Origin of the sequence: Clostridium ragsdalei P11, from assembly GCF_001675165.1 — a bacterium.
GTDB lineage: Bacteria > Bacillota > Clostridia > Clostridiales > Clostridiaceae > Clostridium_B > Clostridium_B ragsdalei.
On the sequence record NZ_LROS01000066.1, the window covers coordinates 114,594 to 133,150 of the forward strand.

Consider the following 18,557-nt stretch of genomic DNA (forward strand, 5'->3'; position numbering starts at 1 on the left):
TAAATTGAAAAAAATTGGTTTAATAGGCGGTATGAGTTTTGAATCCACTTTGGAATATTACAGAATTATAAATGAAACTGTTAAAAAGACTTTAGGGGGACTTCATTCAGCTGAATGTATATTATATTCGGTAGACTTTAATGAAATAGAAATTCTTCAACATCAAAATAAGTGGGAGGAATTATCAAATATAATGGTTAATGCTGCTCAAAGTCTTAAAAAAGGTGGCGCTGATTTTATCATAATATGTACCAATACAATGCATAAACTAGCCCCTAATATAGAAAGTAAAGTTGGAATCAAGGTTTTACATATAGCAGAAGCTACAGGTAAAAAAATAATTGAAAAACATATAAAAACTGTAGGACTCCTCGGAACAAAATTTACTATGGAAGAGGATTTTTATAAAAAAGTGCTAAAAGATAAATTCAATATAAACGTAAGTATTCCAGATGAAAATGACAGAGAAGTTATTCACCAAATCATATACAATGAATTATGCAAAGGTATAATAAAGGGTTCATCAAGAGAAAAATATAAAAAAATAATAAATAAGTTATGTTTAAATGGTGCTGAGGGAATAGTTCTTGGCTGCACTGAAATACCACTTTTGATAAAACAAGAGGATGTAAACATTCCAATATTTGATACAACAGCAATTCATGCTGTTTCTGCTGTTGAGTTTGCCTTAGATTAAATGACATAGACAAAATCTATTATTTACAGACTCAACTTTCGCAGTTTAAAAACTTTGCGAAGCAAAGCTTCGCAAGTTAAGAATTAATAATGAAAAATTAATAGTGAAGGATGATTTTTAGCTATCGCCAAAAATCTTTAAATTTATATAGATTAGGAATGTTCCGCTTTAGCGAAACGAGTAGTGAAAATCTTAATCAAAGATTTTTTGTAGTGTAACGTAAAAAAATCCACATTAACTATTAATTCTTCATTCTTAACTATTAATTAAAAATATTGCGACGCAATATTTTTACATTATGTCCATGACAACAATATCAAAATTTTCTCAGACAATGGTAATATAACTATATCAGGCAACTAATTTGTTTTAACTACAGCATTCTCACATGATACTGCAGACTTTCCTCGCACAAATGACAATACTATTGCTGCTATAACACATATTGCTGCCACAATACATGTAACCTTAGTTGAAAAGCTAAATTCTGCCTGCCATAATAATGTACTTTTCAGCCCCTTTGATATAAATGTAGGTGCTGACTTATTCATGCTAAAAGCAATAAGTGCTGCAGAAATTGCCTCCCCTGACATCATTCCAAAAGTTCTCATTGTCCCAAGAGCTGCCGATGCAACTCCCCTTCTATCTGCAGTTACACTTCCCATTACTGCACTAGTATTGGGAGTTTGAAAAAGTCCTCCCCCAAAACCATATATAAAGAAAACTACAGTTAACATCCAAATTGGTGTTGAAGCATTAAATCCTCCAACGAATAAGGTAGCTAATGACATTACTGCAAGTCCAATACATCCTATATATCGGCTATCAAAATTATCTGAGATTGCACCACTTAACGGAGCTGCTATAATCATAGCTATTGACATAGGTAACATCATTACTCCAGACATAAAAGGAGTAAGCATTCTCATCTCTTGCAAATAATAGGGAGCTAGAAAAACTAAAATAAATTCTCCCATGTAAAAAAACATAGCTGCAAAGGTACTTCCTGTAAAAACTTTATTTTTAAAAAGCTCCATATTAAGTATTGGATGCTTAGATTTCTTTTCAAATGCAATAAATAATATGAGTACAAAAATACCTCCTAAAAGAGAAACAATACTTCCAATATTAAAATAAGACTTACTCAAAAGGTTTAATGGAAGTAATATTAAAAAGATCGCAGCAATAATTAATGTACTCCCTGCAAAATCAAACTGAACTTCATTTCTTCTTTTATCATCTTTTTTAATAACTTTAATAGCTAATATAGAAACAACTATACCGATTGGAACATTTATAAAAAATATACTGCTCCAACCTGCCCTAGAAGCCATAAGTCCTCCTAATGCTGGACCTGTACAAACAGCTATAGCTACCGAAATAGCTATCATTCCTAAGGATTTTCCCCTATTTTTAGGGTCTACTGCATCAATTATAATTGGACTTCCACTGGAAGAAATCATAGAAGCTCCAATTGCTTGAGTAATTCTAAAAACAATCAACATGACAATAGACGTTGATAGCGCACAAAAAAGAGAACTTATTGTAAATAAGATTAAACCAGCTACATAAATTTTCTTATGACCAAACATATCAGAAAGTCTTCCAAATGTAAGCTGTGTTGCACCAAGCACCATTAAGTAACCTACTATTATCCATTCTATAGACGACATACTTGCATGAAAATACGACTGCATAATTGGCAGCGCAGTATTTACAACATTTATATCAAAACTAGATATAAACGTACCAAGCATAATTATAATTACTGTACTTATTCCCGTTTTACTTTTCACTGAATTCATATTTATAACCTCCAAATCAGAATGTGAATGTTTATTCTTGTTTATGTTGATTATATTACGCCAATTTTATCCATAAGTCAATATATAAATAAGAACTTTTATTCATATTTTTTATTGACAACCTATTACTATTTCTTTAAAATGTTGATATAAGGGATGTGATAACATGATAAATGAACGTAAAGTAAGAGAACCGCAGCAAAAAAGAAGTATAGAAAAAAAAGATAAAATACTTAAGGCTGGCTATAAATTAATTTGTAAAAATGGGTATTACAAGACAACAACCTCAGAAATAGCAGCTGAGGCTGGTGTTTCAATAGGATGTCTTTATTCTTACTTTAGAGATAAGCATACTATTTTTTTAGATATTCTTAAAAAATATCAGGCACAATTTGATAAGCTTCGAGATGAATTTATGAATAAAATGTTGCTTTTTAAATCACCAGAAGAATGTTTCCGTGAATTCATGTTAATACTTATAGATATTCATGATAAGTCTGTGGATTTTCAAAGAGAAGTAAAAACACTTTACTATTATGATCCAGAAGTTGCAGCACTTTCAGATGAACAAAGAAAAAAGGTACAAGATGCCGCACTCTATTCTATAAAATTATATAAGGAATACATTGATGTAGATGACTATGAAGCTGCCGCCATAGTTACATCACTTATTATAAATTCTGTAGTAGACGATGTTTCTTTTTATAAAAGCTCAATTGACAGGAATCGTATTTTAGATGAAACTGTTAAAGCTTTATGTAGATATTTAAAAATGAAACCAATAAATCACTTAAATAAGTACTAATACCTGCCATTATAGCTAAAATAGCAGGTATAGATCCTCTTATTTGAAGATTTTATCCTCTACCACAACATTTTTTATACTTCTTTCCACTTCCACAAGGACAAGGATCATTTCTTCCTATCTTTTTTTTGTTAACTACAGTAGAGGAACTAAGTTCCGCTGGAGTATATCCTTTTATAATCCACTGCCTTATATTATTAGCAAATTTAATAACTTCACTTCCAATAAAACTTGATTCATTAACATTTGAAAGCTGAAAGTTACTTAAGAAATCTGAAATAGCCTCAGAAATTTTTTCATTATTTTTAATATCTGCCTCTAAGGAAAATATTAAATCTTCTGCTACATCAACATCTATATCAAAATTATTTATTAAAAAGCTATAAAATCTCTTATATGCTTTTGTTTTATCCTGAAAATCTGCTCTTGCCGCTGCCAACAATTCTTCTTTTTTGAAAGGATAAAAATCCAGATCAATTCTTTTATGCTGCTTTAAAAATATAGCATCCACATTATCAACTAAAGCATCATTACCTATATTTCCATCATACTCAAATTCATTATAATAAGCTGCTCCATTTTCTAGTACAACTTTAAGATCCATACTTGATAAATCAAAATCAATATATTTTTTTATCAATTGCTTAAAATCATCAATGTGAATAACACCATAATAATTGCACATTCCCCAAAATAATTTTATAACTTGTCCGTTATTTTCCATTCTATCTCTCAAACTTTTGTTATCTTTATTTAAAACTATTTTTTGCAATTCTTCTGGCATAATAATGACATCTTCTCCATTTAGTATTCCCGTAAAAAGAAATGCCATATCCCTAAAATAACCAATATCATTTATTTGTATATTTGTATATCGAACTTTACAAAATTTTTTTCTTGCAAGATCAATTAAGAATTCAAATCTTTCAACATCTATATTTTCTATAAGGAAATGTACCTTTTCCTCATAGAATTCTAATATTCTATTTTTTAGTTCCTCTTTCTTTAGACTTGAAATTTTATTTATATAGAGATTTCTTGCTATATTCAGCAATTCAGCTTTTGTTAGTCTATTTAAATGATATTCCAGTGAAAAATCTTCTTCAATAGGCTTCCAACTTTTAAGTTCTTTTTTTAATTCAGATTTTATTATCTCGTCTTCATCTTCATAAGAAAAATTCTCAAGTTCATCTTCCTTTCTTACACCTGCAATTTTACTTGCCTCATTTGTTTTTAAATATGTATTATCTTTAGTTTCTTTCAATATATACAACACCTCTTAAAAATTTATAAATTAAATTTACTACACCATCATATGTCTTTACCTGAAAATTTTATATCATTTATAGAAATAATGCAACATTCTCCTTTATTCCTCTCATTCACAAAATATTTATTGAATTAATTTTTATTTACTAAAAATTAATTTAACAGCTATTAACATCATTAAAATTCCAAATAATTTTCTCATAGTATCTACTGGTATGACATGAGACATTTTAGCACCTAAAACTGACCCTATAACTAAAAATATACATATTAATATTCCTGCTTGAACATCAACATGACCTTCTTTGTAATAGTCTATAAATGCAAGTATGCCTACTGGAGGTAATAAAATTGCAAGAGATGTGCCCTGGGCTTTTAACTGGGTGAATCCACATAGATAAATTAATGCAGGTACTATTATAATTCCGCCACCTATACCAAATAACCCACTTAAAATACCTGCAATACAACCTATAACAATAAATAAAATAATATTATTCATTACTTTTAACCTCCATATTTTGTTATATACTATTGCAATACAATTACGTCCCACACTTATTTCAATCCATAATTAATTTTCAATTCTACTTTCATATTTTATCCGATAACTAACCATTTTAATATTCCAACTTTTTCAAGTATATCTCTGAGCAGTTACATCACTGGATAACAATTTTTCATGAAGAATAAAATCTTCTTATATGCTGAAACACTAAAAGGTTTGTTAATAAGCATCAGATGGAGTTTTTAACTCCATCTGATGCTTAAAAATCTGTTTATATAAATAGGTTAACGTTAGAGTCTTCTGCTTCTCCTAGATAGTATCCTACACCACCTACTTTAACTCCATCTATTAGCTCTTCTTGTTTAAGTCCCATTACATCCATACTCATCTGACATGCAACTATTTCTATTCCACTGTCAATAGCTGCTTTAATTAGCTCATCCAATGAAGAAACATTTTTATTTCTCATTACCATTTTCATCATTTTTGTACCCATACCAAGCATATTCATTTTGGAAAGTTTTAACCTTTTAGCTCCTCTCGGCATCATAAAGCCAAACATCTTATCCATGAATCCCTTTGAAACACTAACTTTTTCATGCTTTCTTAAAATATTAAGTCCCCAGAAGGTAAAAAACATTGTAACCTTTTTACCCATAGCCGCTGCTCCGTTAGCTATTATAAAGGACGCTAAAGCTTTATCCAAATCTCCACTAAACACAACTAATGTTTTATTGTCTTTCTGTGCAATGGTAGCATTATTAACTGAATTATTATTTGAAACTGCTTGTTTTTTATTACCTTTTCTTATAAAAGCTATTATATTACCTTTATCTTTTTCTCTGCTAAGGAGGTCATTATTAGTTCTTTCACACCAAGATTTTATATCCTCATAAAATCCCTGATCTGATGCCATTACCTTTAATACTTCTCCTTCTTTCATATCCTGTATATTACTATTAACACGCATTAAAGGTCCTGGGCAGCATATTCCACAAGCATCAAGGTTTTTGTCAAATTCTCCTTTTTTATATGCTTCATCAGCTTCTTTATATTCATTTAAATTGCTCTCTAAACTTACATTAGATTTTCTCCCTCTTAAATCCATAGAACCGCCTTCACCACTATTATTCATTACAACATCTCTTGGTTTAAACTTACTCATAGTATAGGTTTTATATCCACCTGTTAGATTTTTCACTTTAAATCCATTTGCTCTTAAAATTCTTGCAGCTATATACCCTCTAAGTCCTACCTGACAATAAACTAATATTTCTTTACTTTTATCCAGTTCATTCATTCTAGCCCTTATATCTTCTGAAGATATATTTATAGACCCTTCTATGCTGCCACCGCTGTATTCTAATTCAGTCCTCACATCAACAAGCTGTGTTTTATCCTTATCTCTATTATCTATATCCTCTGAAAGTATTACTTCATCTTTGCCGCTTAAAACGTTTTCTGCAATAAATCCAGCCATATTTACAGGATCTTTAGCTGAAGAATAAGGCGGCGCATATGCAAGTTCCAATTCTGTTAAATCATAAACCGTTCCACCAAGCCTCATAGTAACAGCTATATCATCAATTCTTTTATCTACCCCAGCATATCCAAAGGCTTGAGCTCCTAGTATCTTTCCTTCATCGTTGAAAATAAGCTTCATTGTCATTGGTGCTGCACCTGGGTAGTAGCCAGCACTTGAATTAGGATGAAGGTATATAGCCTTATATGGTATGTTCTTTGATTTTAATGTTCTCTCGTTGTTCCCTGTGCTTGAACCTGTCAATCCAAATACTTTAATAATTGCTGTTCCCATTGTTCCTTTATAAATTGAATTTAAACCACATATATTATCTGCTGCAATCCTTCCCTGCTTATTTGCTGGTCCAGCAAGTGCAATAGCAGTTTTACTTTCATTTACAAAATCAACTACTTCAATAGCATCTCCTACTGCATACACCCCTTCCACTTTAGTTTCCATTTTATTATTTACTATTATATGACCTTTAGGTCCAAACTCTATTCCTGAATCCTTTAAAAAGGCAGTATCCGGTTTTACTCCTATAGCAAGTATAATCATATCTGCATACAAAATTTCCCCACTGTTTAGAATTACATTTACTCCTGTTCCATCTTCTTTAAATTCCTTAACCCCGTCATTTAATACAATTCCTACGCCGTTATCCTCTAATTCTTTCTCTGCAAAAGTTACCATTTCTGAATCAAAAGGTGCTAATATGTGTGGTGCCGCTTCAACTAAAGCTGTATTTAAGCCTCTTTCTTTAAGATTCTCAGCCATTTCAACTCCTATATATCCTCCACCAATAACAATTGCATTCTTTATATTTTCTTTATCAACATACTCTTTTATTTTGTCTGTATCAGGGAGGTTTCTTAGTGTAAATATCTTGTCACTTTGTATTCCAGGAATAGGGGGTTTAATAGGAGTTGCCCCAGGTGATAAAATTAAATAATCATAGTTTTCTTCATACTCTCCCTTGTCTTTACTACTAACCTTTACTTTTTTACTTTTACTATCTACTGTTATTACTTCACTATTTACCCTAACATCAATATTAAGACTTGCCTTCATGGCCTCAGGAGTTTGTACTAACAGCTTTTCTCTCTCTTTTATAGTTTCTCCAATATAGTAAGGTAATCCACAATTTGCAAAAGATATATATTCACCTTTTTCAAACAATATTATTTCTGCACTTTCATCAAGTCTTCTGAGTCTAGCAGCAGCTGATGCTCCTCCAGCTACTCCTCCAACTATCACTATTTTTTTCATATATATTTCCTCCAATCATTACATTCTCCGTTATCTAAAAGACCTTTTTATATACAATCAAATGTGCTAATAATTTAAGTATCTTAGCAGTTGCATTATATCTATTAAAATTCTTATCTATAATTTTTCCCTTCTATTCAAATATCATGTATGATATTGTATTTATATATTGAGATATAGCGATATAACTATCATAATTTTTACTAAAACAGATCTTTTTCATTATACTTTAAATTTTAATCCATAATGTTCAGTATTAATATTTACTTCTGCTAAAAATGTAAAATCTAAATTTTCAACTATATTCCTTAATTCTTCTTTTGATATTCTTTCATTTGCAGGCGGTCCATCTTTCATATCTCTTTTATCCCAATCAATTATATAAACATATCCTTTATTTTTTAGTACTCTTTTTGCTTCAGTGAAAAATCTTACCTTATCTTCTATTTCATGAACAACATTACATACAAAAACATAATCAATAGAACTATCTTCTACTGGAAAAGAATATTCTTCACTCTTTTTAAATTCTATATTTGATATATCTCCTGCTTTTTCTCTTGCAATATCAATAATTTCTGTCATTATATCTACACCAATTACATTTCCATTAGTAATAATTTTTGATGCTGGTATAGTAAAATAACCTATACCGCAACCTATATCAATCAATGTACCTTTATCCCCTATTTTAAACTTTTTTAAAGTTTCTTCAGGAGGCATACTCTCTCTTCTTTTTGGATTATCCAATTTCTCTAACTTTTTAATATCAAATTTATGCATTTAACCACTCCCTTCATTCCACAGTTGTTTATATTTTTAACATGAAGAAGAATTTGGACTACTTATAGTGAATCCTGGGCTAAACCAATTATTTGAATAATCAATAACTGATCCATTTACATATGTTTCAAGATCCAAATTATAAACAATACTCATGCCTTCTACTTTAACAAGTATATCGTCATTATTTTTTAACTCATCCAGAGCTAATTGTAATTTTGGGCCACCTCAGCCATAACCTCCAAAGCTAATCCTTAACATTGCATTTACTATACTCTCATCTTTTTGCTTAATTTTATTAAACTTTTCAACTGCCCGCTTAGTAACCTTAACCATAGTAAATTCACCTTCCTTTAATATTTTTATCTTAACTTGTATTTACATATAACAAATTATTTTTTAAGTTAAATTTATATTGCTATATTTAAATATAGCAATATAATAGTTAAAAAAATTTTCCCTATTACTTATTTAAAATATGATTTAAGCCTTCAAAAGTATGTTCTATAATTTCTGCACACCCTATACCATTCCTCTTTAAATCTTTACATGTTTCTGTGCCATATTTTTGTTTTACATCTTGTATTAATTCGTTTGTAAGCCCTCTCGCTTCATTTTTCTCTGTACCGTTCTCTCTTCCCTTTATAAAACCTATGATTACAGCTGCAGCTCCAACAGCTCCACATGTACTTCCAACAGTAAACCCTGCACCCATACCACTGCCAAGGCTTATTGGAATGCTAGTACCATTCTTTTCATTATACGCCTTGATTATAGCTTCTCCACAGGTATATCCTTTCTTATGATATTCTGATGCCTTTGTCATAATGTTACCTCCTAATAAATATATAATAACTTTCTTATATACTTATATTAAGATGCTATTTTATTTTTGTCAATATGCAAATTATATTTAGCATAAATTTTATTTACAATAGTTTTCCTTCAATACTTGAATTATATTAACTATCCTTTCGTCTTTAATAAAATAGGTTATTGTCAATCCACTTTTATTTGAATCCAATATTCTGTTAGCTTTAAGTATTGATAAATGTTGTGACAAAGCTGGTTGAGTCAAATAACTCATTCTTTCATGAAGTTCACTTACTGTCATAGGTTTTTCTATTAAATAGCACACTATCACCAATCTATTTTCATTAGATAATACTCTTAGTAGTTTTGATATTATTTTAGCTTTTTCTATTTCTCTCATTTATACCCTCCCATATTTTTGTGTATAACTATCTCGACTTTCGCACATATAAAACTTTGACTTAATATAAAAACTTTGCGAAGCAAAGCTTAGCAAGTTAAGAATTAATAATGAAAAATTAATAGTGAAGGATGATTTTTAGCTATCGCAAAAAATCTTTAAATTTATATAAGTCAGTGCTTAGTAATGTTTTGCTCTAGCAAAACGAGTATTCAAAAATTTAATTAAAGATTTTTTGTAGTGTAACGGAAAAAAATCCACATTAACTATTAATTCTTCATTCTTAACTATTAGCTAAAAAAATTACGTCGTAATTTTTTTAAACTGCGAAAGTTGAGTAACTATATAAGCACATTACTATATAGTTATATTATTGTTTTACTTAAATTTTGTCAATATGTGCATAGTACAGATCTATTTCTTTGTTTTATAAAACTTATCTTATTACAAAATTAAACAAATACCCAGTAAACACTATTCCGAGTGCTGCTACCCCAAAGAATACTGCTAATAATTTAGGCTTTAAAACCCTTCTTAAAAGAATTGCTTCTGGCAAACTAAGTGCTGTAACTGCCATCATAAATGCTAGTGATGTTCCCATTGCAACTCCAGCTCTTGTAAGTTCACTAACTAATGGAATTACTCCAGCAGCATTGGAATACAATGGGACTCCAATTACAACGGCTACAAATACTGCAAATGGATTACTCTTTCCTGCATATTTTGCCAATGCTCCTGCTGGAATCCATCCATGTATAAAGCCACCTATAGCAATACCGATTATTACGTATATCCATATTTTCTTTATTAAATCCCTTGTGAAATTCCAGGAATCAATTAATCTTTCCTTTGTAGTTGGATCCGGCAATTCCAAATCAGAATTCATTTGCATTTCATAAACGTATCCTTCCACATGCTTTTCCATTTTTAATTTTCCAATTATAATACCACTTACTATTGCAATTATTTCACCAGAAACTACATAAATCACAGCTATTTTTATTCCAAACAGACCATAAAGAAGTCCTAATGCAACTTCATTTACCATTGGCGCAGCTATTAAAAAAGAAAATGTAACTCCAAGAGGTACTCCTGCTTCAACAAAACCAATAAAAAGCGGCACTGCAGAACATGAACAAAATGGTGTGACAATTCCAAGCAATGCTGCAAGAACATGCCCAATAAATGTACTTCCTTTACTCTTTGCAAGTATCTTTTTCGTTTTTTCCGGTGGAAAGAAACTTCTTATAAAAGTTATTACATAAATTATAATTAATAGTAGAATAAATATCTTTATAGTATCAAATACAAAGAAATTTAAAGCACTGCCAATTCTACTTTCTTTAGCAATTCCAAATACATTATAAATAAGCCAATCAGCAAAAATTTGTACTGGTGCAAACATGGTATCTCTCCCTTTAGGTTGTAACCTTATAATTAAATACTTATATAGCCTTTTAAAATATTGGACTCTAATCCTATTAAAATAGGGTCAAGTCCCGTTTTAACGTAGTTTATTTTTATTTTTCATCATTAATGTATTTTTTAATTTCATCAACGCTTGAAACCTTTCCAACCATTTTAACCTTTTCATTGATAACTATAGCAGGTGTTCTCATAACTCCATATTTCATAATATCCTTAATATCCTCTACTTTTGTAATTTTAACATCTCCATTGAACTCTTTAGCAGCCTCCCTAGCATTTGCTTCAAGTTTCTTACAATTTGAGCATCCTGTTCCTAAAATTTTTATTTCCATAACTGACCTCCTGAGTTTATTGATATTTTATTTTGAATCATGCAAATAACTAACAGCAAATTTATCAACACTATCAATAATACTTTTTATTTCTTCACTACTTATCCTATAATGAATATTCATGCCAACTTTTTCAGATGACAATATACCGGCTTCCTTAAGTATTTTTAAATGCTGGGATAAATTAGCTTGACTAAATTCTATATGTTCATTTAATTTACATACACATTTGGGACCATCATATAAAAACTTAACTATTTTATATCTTATAGGGTGTCCCAATGCTTTAAAAATTCTAACACTTGCTTCTTGTTGATCCATCATATTCCTCCACAATATAATAACCTTATAATTAAATACTTATATACTTATAATATATATTAACATATACTATGTCAATACTAATTAAGTAATTTAGGAACAGTGTATCATTACTGACCCAACATTTTTCTTTTATTTCTTTGTTTTTACTGAAACATATAAAACTTCTGAAGCATTTAACCCACCATAAAATACATCTAATCTTTTAATATTTCGTTCAAATCCTTAAGTATTACTATTTTTCCTCTTTCTAATTTTATATATCCTCTTTTTTCAATATCTTTTAGTTTCCTGCTAACAACTTCTCTAACCGAATCAACCTCAAAGGCTAATTGACTGTGTGTTGCATAAATTATCTTACTATCTTTATTAATAAGTACCCTGATAAGCCTTGATTCTAAAGATTCATGAATTATTCTTTCTTTATTCTCTATAACAATACTAAATTTATTATATAAATCTTTATATATATACGATAAAAACTCATTATTCTCCATAAGGTACTTTTCAACTATGTTAAATGGAATTATACATAGTTCAGAATCCTGAATGGCCTTACCTAATATTTTTAAAGATTTCAAGTTTGACAAACAACTCAAAGCTTCATGGCAAAATTCTCCTTGTTTTATATTATAAAGATTAGTTTCATCTCCATCTTCATTAATTTTTTGTATTTTTATTGTCCCTTTTATGACAAATGGAACTCCTTGACATGTTTCCTCTATTAATTTTGCATACTCATTAAAATACATAATTTTAAAAGTTGCTTTCCTTTTTAATATTCCATTATTATTTATATCGATTTTCTCTAATACTGGATATGCTTTATATAAAGATTTTATATTTTTTAACCTATTGCTTAAGTTTTCATCATGATTAACCATTTATTTTCCTCCACGATTTTGTCATATATAAATCTTTGACAAGTATATTTTATTTAGTCACACATATAATGTATCAAAAAAAGAGGATGAATTGCTATATAGCATCCCCTCTTTAATACACTTACAATTATTTTAAGTCAATCTTATTATGCCCTATTGCCTTTTTAGGACATGCACTTACACATTTCCCACATTGTATGCAATCAGGATGACTCAGAAGATCACCTTTGTATTCATAAGGAACTATTCCTAATGAACACTTTTTTTCGCATATTTTACAAGAAACACAATTCGATGATACTTGTAGTACTTTTTTATTAGTTCTAAATTTTGATATAATTGATGCTATAGTTCCCATGGGACAAAAATTACACCAGGTTCTATGATTATAGAACAAAGATAATACTATACCAATTATTGTCGTTACAACAATAATCCTATAAAATACCATTCCAATACCATAAAGATTTCCCCAATTTTGTTTAATTCCTAATGTAAACATAGTCATCATAAATACTACAACTAAAATTCTAAAATAATAAGATTTTAAAAGTTTAGGTACTTTTCTTTTATTACTAAATTTAGAAACTATATTATCATAAAAGTTTCCTCTTGGGCATAAATTACCGCACCAGAATCTTCCCTTAAATATAGACACGATTATAGGCGCTGCCATACAGATGACCGCTGCTATTGAAAATCTCAAGTCAATTAATCCTAATAATATAAATACGATTAATAACGTAAATGAATACTTTTTCCACAATTTAAAAATTTCTTTCAAGTTAAACCCCTCCATTGCTTAGTTTTTATGAATTTATTATAAATTAATTATTTAAATATCTAAGTGACTTAGTCACATTAACATTTTCTGAAAATAAAAAAATAGTATAATACATTTGATTTTTAACCCAAAATCAACATATTATACTATTTCTTATTTACTTATGCCCTTTTCCCCTCATACCATTTCCCTGCATATGACCAGTATTACCATTACAGCTGTTTATATTATTCTTTATATTTTCTTTTAAAGAATCACCCTGCTCTTTTGTAATTGTTCCCTTTGATACTGATTCATCAATAGATTTTGACTTTTCTTCAATTAGTGCTGTTCTGAATTCATCAATAGTCATACCCTTGTCTTTTGCCAAATCATACATGGTCTTTCCTGAATTTAAGCCATCGGTTATTTCCTTGTCCGTCATTCCAAGTTTGTCCTTTAATACAGAAGATACATAATCATAGCCTCTCATGGAAGTTATTCTTCCAAATCCTAATCCATGATTTGTATAATTAGTTGTTGTTTCTGCATAAACGGTGGCACTTGCTCCTACTACCAACACCACTGCCAATGCTGCTAAAAAATTCTTTCCTTTCACTTTTCATTCCTCCTTAATTTTACTTTCAATTTGTTGGGTATACTATGATAATAAACAAATTTCAATATAAAAAAGTGTCCTAATTGTGTTATATTTATTAAAATTTACTTAAATATGTTTACAATGAAATCACAATCATAACAAATACAGTCCACAATTATTTCACACTTCTAATTATTACAGATGATATAATCTAACCAAGATAACGAGGTGATACAAGATGGATAAAAATATTTTAATTGCTGATGATAATATAGAAATTATTAAAATCTTAAAGCCTTATATAGAAAAAGAGGGCTTTACCGTAATTTTTGCCCTTGATGGAGAAGAAGCATTATTAAAATTTAACCATTATAATCCACAGTTAATCTTACTTGACATTATGATGCCCTTAATGGATGGAATTGAAGTTTGCAATAAAATAAGAGAAAAATCAAATACTCCAATAATAATGATAACAGCAAAAAGTGAAGACGCCGACAAAATTTTAGGATTAAATTCCGGTGCTGATGATTATATTGTAAAACCATTTAGCCCTGGAGAAGTAGTAGCAAGGATTAAGGCTGTCTTAAGAAGAATTACTCTTCCTGAAAATAACAAAATGTCACTAATTAAATATGAGTCTCTTGAATTAGACATTGACAATTACTCGATTAAAATAAAAGGTGAAAATATTAATCTTACCAAAAAAGAAATCGAGGTTTTATGGATGCTCTCAAGTTCACCTAACAAAATAGTTTCAAGGGATGATTTACTGGACAGCATATGGGGTGTGGATTACTTTGGAGACCCAAGAACAGTGGATACCCATATAAAAAGGATAAGGGCAAAACTTCACCTTAATGGGCAATATAATTGGGACATTAAAACTATTTGGGGTATAGGATATAAATTTGAGGTGAAAGATGTTTAAAAAAAATATTACTTTTAAACTTACCCTTGGCTTCTTAACAATCGTTATCGTTTCAACTCTTTTAATTGGAATTATTGCACTAAATGTATTTAAAAACAACATCTATGACATTAAAAGAAATAACATGAAAAAACATGCTTTGGAAATTTCAAATACTATTAGGCCTTATATGTTTCAAAGCACTAAAGAAAAAAATTTTGTAAATATTATAAATTTAATAGACTCTATTGATAATGCAAAACTTTGGATATTAGATTCCAATAAAAATATTATAAGTGCGTCAAATAATAAAGATACTGCTCTCACTAACATTAACGATGCAGATGTAAAAAAAGTATACAACTCTATTACTGAAAAAGTATTCACTGGTGCAGAAACATACGATGAGATATACAACCCTTACTATAAAGAATACATGATGACTACAGCAGTTCCAATAAAAAATAGCAGCAGCACTGTAATAGGTGCAGTAATTCTTAATTCTTCTTTATATGATTTATCAAATTCTATGAACAAATTTTTTATATATATAGTTTTAACTCTTATAGGCGAAATATGCCTTGCTGGATTTATGGGATATTATTTCTCCAAAAATATATCTAAACCAATAAAGAGAATAAATTTTTCCGCACTTGAGCTAGCAAGGGGTCACTATGGAATAAAGACAAATATATATCAGAAAGATGAAATTGGAGAATTATCAAATTCTTTTGATTTATTATCTCTAAAACTTCAGTACACCATAGGCAAACTTTTTGAAGAAAAAACTAAGTTAAGTAATGTACTAACAAGTATGAGCGAGGGTATTTTATCTCTAGATACAAATTTTCATATTATAAATATTAATCAATCTACCTTAGAACTGCTGTCTTTAAAAGACATTGAATCAGGCACAAAAGTTAATGAAATATTACTAAATTTAAATATAATTGAAGAGTTTAATTCTGCTATATCTAGTAATACTAAAAAATCTATAGTAAAAGAATATCTAAATAAAGTATTAAATTTTTCTATATCTCCTATAAAAAATAATTTAAATCAAGTTATAGGTGGTGTAATTCTTATTCAAGACGTAAGTGAAAAGGAAAAACTTGAACAAATGCGGAAAGATTTTATTTCTAATGTTTCCCATGAATTTAGAACTCCTTTAACAGTCATAAAAGGCAACTTAGAATCTATTGTAGATGGAATAACTCAACCAGAATGTATACAAGATACCTGCGTTACACTCTTAAATGAAACTAACAGGCTTGAAAGAATGGTTAAAGATTTGCTTAATTTAAGCAAATTAGACTCTGGTAAATTGGAGATTGATTTTAATGAACTTGACATCAATATGCTCATTAGCGATACTTTGAGAAGTCTTAAACCCTTAATAGATAATAAGAACTTGGATTTACAACTATCTTTGCAGAATAACTTGCCTTCTCTATTTAGTGATTACGACAAGTTGAAGCAATTACTCATAATATTTTTAGATAATGGAATTAAGTTTTCACAAAATAAAGGTAAATTAAAGATATCCTCATATTCCGATAGTAAAAATATTTATATAACTATTGAAGACAATGGGATTGGTATACCTAAAGATGAAATTCAGTATTTAGGTGAAAAATTTTTCAAAGCTGATAAATCAAGGACTTCAAATGCAGGCGGAACTGGACTTGGACTTTCAATTGCAAAAAGGTTAGTAAAAGTTTTAAATGGACATTTTTCTATAGAAAGTGAACTTACAAAAGGAACAAGAATAACTATTTCTTTTCCAACAAAGTCTAAAAATGAGGTGAGATTATGATGAGACATGGCTATCATATGGGACTAGGGTTTTATGGTTCTTATATTTTAATATTTCTTCTATTAATTATTTCAATTTTAATATTTTTAGTATTAAAAAATAAGCCTCCTTTAAATCCCTTTATAATAAAAGTCCTAGATATACTTAAAGAAAAATATGCTTCTGGTACCCTTACTGCCGATGAATTTATAGAAAGGAAATCTATTATTGAGGATATTAAATATTCAAATTCTTATACCCCTATACTTCTTGAGAGATATGCGAAATGTGAAATAACTACAAAAGAATTTTTGAATATCAAAAATGAAATTGAAAGTAATAATTATAATGCTTCTATATGTGAAGAACTTGCAAAGGGAAAACTTTCCTATGATAAATTTAAATTAAAAATGTTGGGAGGACAAATGAATGAAAAACAATAAATTATTAAAAAATTTGCGCTACATTTTACTTGCAGTATTCTTGATACTTATTACAATTGAGGCTTACCTCCATCAACTGCTTGGCGGTGGCAAATCACCATCTATACATGCACTGTGTCCCTATGGAGCCTTAGAATCACTCTACAGCTTGATCTTTGGTGGAACATTTATACAAAAAATATTTTCAGGCACCTTTATTCTCCTTATCATAACATTATTAATAGCGTTGATTTTCAGAAGAAGCTTTTGTGGTCTTATATGTCCTTTTGGTGCTCTTCAAGAGTTCTTTGGCATTATAGGCAAAAAAATTTTTAAAAGAAAGCTTTATATTCCATCGAATATAGACAAGCCTTTAAGATACCTTAAGTACATTATTCTTGTAGCAACACTATATTTCGCATGGAAAACTGCTGGTTTGTGGATGAATCCCTATGACCCATGGGCAGCATATGGACATATATCTGAAGGCATATCGTCCCTTACTGGCGAGTACCTAATTGCTTTTATTATACTCATAGTCACTATAGTTGGCTCTCTATTATATGACAGATTCTTTTGTAAATATCTCTGTCCTATGGGTGCATTTTACGGCATAATTTCAAAAATAAGTCCATCAAAAATAGTAAGAAATAATGATAACTGTATTAATTGTGGTCTATGCAGCAAAAATTGCCCTGTTAATATTAAAGTTTCTGAGCTTAAAGAAATTAAATCTGCTGAATGTATTAATTGTCAAATTTGTATACTATCTTGTCCCGAAAAAAATGCTTTAGAATTTAAAATTAAAAGTAAATCCCTTAAGCCAGTATTTGTTTTAACCTTTGTAATTTTATTATTCTTTGGAGGAATAGGCATTACTAAACTTACAGGAATATACCAGGATACGCCTCCTAAAATATCTCTTGAAACTAAAACTGCTTCTGGCACTAAAACTTCTGAAATTAAAATAAACCCTGAAGAAATAAAAGGTTATATGACTTTACAAGAAATATCTGAAGCATTTAAAGTTGATTTAAATGAACTGTATAAAAAACTTAATATACCTAATTCCATTCCAAAGGATACAAAATTAAAAGACATTAAGAATTTTATTGCCGATTTTGAAGTGGAAAAAGCTAGGGACGCACTGAAGTAAGTTAGTCAATCATACCAACAATCCTATCAACATTCGTAATAAAAAAAGATGTAAATTTAGAAATCTACATCTTT

General features: G+C 29.4%; 20 protein-coding genes. 6 read left to right on the forward strand and 14 right to left on the reverse strand.

Annotated features, from left to right (window positions below; translation table 11 throughout):
- Positions 1-4 precede the first annotated feature (4 nt).
- Positions 5-697 carry an aspartate/glutamate racemase family protein gene (locus CLRAG_RS17620; RefSeq protein WP_065079597.1) on the forward strand — a complete coding sequence of 231 codons (693 nt, stop codon included), beginning with the start codon at positions 5-7 and terminating at the stop codon, positions 695-697.
- Between the two features lie 359 nt (positions 698-1,056).
- On the opposite strand, the gene CLRAG_RS17625 is transcribed toward CLRAG_RS17620, so the two are convergent.
- On the reverse strand, positions 1,057-2,502 hold the full coding sequence (locus tag CLRAG_RS17625; protein ID WP_065079598.1) for an MFS transporter: 1,446 nt from the start codon (positions 2,500-2,502) through the stop codon (positions 1,057-1,059).
- Positions 2,503-2,668: 166 nt separating this feature from the next.
- Here CLRAG_RS17625 and CLRAG_RS17630 point away from each other — a divergent pair, with 166 nt between their 5' ends.
- Positions 2,669-3,307, forward strand: a complete 639-nt coding sequence (locus CLRAG_RS17630) for a TetR/AcrR family transcriptional regulator (RefSeq protein WP_065079599.1) — start codon at positions 2,669-2,671, stop codon at positions 3,305-3,307.
- 52 nt (positions 3,308-3,359) lie between these two features.
- On the opposite strand, the gene CLRAG_RS17635 is transcribed toward CLRAG_RS17630, so the two are convergent.
- From CLRAG_RS17635 to CLRAG_RS17690, 13 genes are all read right to left on the reverse strand, one after another.
- Positions 3,360-4,571, reverse strand: coding sequence for an SEC-C metal-binding domain-containing protein (locus tag CLRAG_RS17635; RefSeq protein ID WP_065079600.1), 1,212 nt, complete (start codon positions 4,569-4,571; stop codon positions 3,360-3,362).
- Positions 4,572-4,715: 144 nt separating this feature from the next.
- Complete coding sequence (locus tag CLRAG_RS17640; protein ID WP_065079601.1) at positions 4,716-5,078, reverse strand: sulfite exporter TauE/SafE family protein; 363 nt, start codon at positions 5,076-5,078, stop codon at positions 4,716-4,718.
- 277 nt (positions 5,079-5,355) lie between these two features.
- Positions 5,356-7,875: a CoA-disulfide reductase gene (locus tag CLRAG_RS17645; RefSeq protein ID WP_065079602.1), complete on the reverse strand. Its 2,520-nt coding sequence runs from the start codon at positions 7,873-7,875 to the stop codon at positions 5,356-5,358.
- Positions 7,876-8,097: 222 nt separating this feature from the next.
- Complete coding sequence (locus tag CLRAG_RS17650) at positions 8,098-8,658, reverse strand: class I SAM-dependent methyltransferase (protein WP_065079603.1); 561 nt, start codon at positions 8,656-8,658, stop codon at positions 8,098-8,100.
- 36 nt (positions 8,659-8,694) lie between these two features.
- On the reverse strand, positions 8,695-8,994 hold the full coding sequence (locus CLRAG_RS21330; protein ID WP_338030893.1) for a HesB/IscA family protein: 300 nt from the start codon (positions 8,992-8,994) through the stop codon (positions 8,695-8,697).
- A 127-nt stretch (positions 8,995-9,121) separates the two neighbouring features.
- Positions 9,122-9,484, reverse strand: a complete 363-nt coding sequence (locus CLRAG_RS17655; RefSeq protein WP_065079604.1) for a C-GCAxxG-C-C family (seleno)protein — start codon at positions 9,482-9,484, stop codon at positions 9,122-9,124.
- Positions 9,485-9,583: 99 nt separating this feature from the next.
- Positions 9,584-9,871: an ArsR/SmtB family transcription factor gene (locus tag CLRAG_RS17660; RefSeq protein ID WP_065079605.1), complete on the reverse strand. Its 288-nt coding sequence runs from the start codon at positions 9,869-9,871 to the stop codon at positions 9,584-9,586.
- A gap of 436 nt (positions 9,872-10,307) precedes the next feature.
- Positions 10,308-11,276 carry a permease gene (locus tag CLRAG_RS17665; protein WP_065079606.1) on the reverse strand — a complete coding sequence of 323 codons (969 nt, stop codon included), beginning with the start codon at positions 11,274-11,276 and terminating at the stop codon, positions 10,308-10,310.
- Positions 11,277-11,391: 115 nt separating this feature from the next.
- Positions 11,392-11,631, reverse strand: coding sequence for a thioredoxin family protein (locus CLRAG_RS17670; protein WP_065079607.1), 240 nt, complete (start codon positions 11,629-11,631; stop codon positions 11,392-11,394).
- Positions 11,632-11,658: 27 nt separating this feature from the next.
- Positions 11,659-11,952, reverse strand: coding sequence for an ArsR/SmtB family transcription factor (locus CLRAG_RS17675; RefSeq protein ID WP_065079608.1), 294 nt, complete (start codon positions 11,950-11,952; stop codon positions 11,659-11,661).
- Positions 11,953-12,149: 197 nt separating this feature from the next.
- Positions 12,150-12,836, reverse strand: coding sequence for a Crp/Fnr family transcriptional regulator (locus CLRAG_RS17680; RefSeq protein WP_065079609.1), 687 nt, complete (start codon positions 12,834-12,836; stop codon positions 12,150-12,152).
- Between the two features lie 127 nt (positions 12,837-12,963).
- Positions 12,964-13,620, reverse strand: coding sequence for a 4Fe-4S binding protein (locus tag CLRAG_RS17685; protein ID WP_242872174.1), 657 nt, complete (start codon positions 13,618-13,620; stop codon positions 12,964-12,966).
- Between the two features lie 157 nt (positions 13,621-13,777).
- Positions 13,778-14,218 (reverse strand): hypothetical protein, encoded by a 441-nt coding sequence (locus CLRAG_RS17690; protein ID WP_065079611.1) that lies wholly within the window; start codon positions 14,216-14,218, stop codon positions 13,778-13,780.
- Positions 14,219-14,438: 220 nt separating this feature from the next.
- On the opposite strand from CLRAG_RS17690, the gene CLRAG_RS17695 reads away from it, so the two are divergent.
- Genes CLRAG_RS17695 through CLRAG_RS17710 form a run of 4 tightly spaced genes read left to right on the forward strand, consistent with a single transcriptional unit; the run spans position 14,439 to position 18,483 of the window.
- The gene (locus CLRAG_RS17695; RefSeq protein WP_065079612.1) at positions 14,439-15,131 is read left to right on the forward strand and encodes a response regulator transcription factor; all 693 of its coding nucleotides are present in this window, start codon (positions 14,439-14,441) and stop codon (positions 15,129-15,131) included.
- Complete coding sequence (locus tag CLRAG_RS17700; RefSeq protein ID WP_065079613.1) at positions 15,124-16,926, forward strand: ATP-binding protein; 1,803 nt, start codon at positions 15,124-15,126, stop codon at positions 16,924-16,926. Before CLRAG_RS17695 ends, CLRAG_RS17700 begins: the two co-directional genes overlap by 8 nt.
- Complete coding sequence (locus CLRAG_RS17705) at positions 16,923-17,348, forward strand: SHOCT domain-containing protein (protein WP_083985795.1); 426 nt, start codon at positions 16,923-16,925, stop codon at positions 17,346-17,348. Before CLRAG_RS17700 ends, CLRAG_RS17705 begins: the two co-directional genes overlap by 4 nt.
- Positions 17,335-18,483 (forward strand): 4Fe-4S binding protein, encoded by a 1,149-nt coding sequence (locus tag CLRAG_RS17710; RefSeq protein WP_065079614.1) that lies wholly within the window; start codon positions 17,335-17,337, stop codon positions 18,481-18,483. The genes CLRAG_RS17705 and CLRAG_RS17710 overlap by 14 nt, the downstream gene beginning before the upstream one ends.
- Positions 18,484-18,557 lie beyond the last annotated feature (74 nt).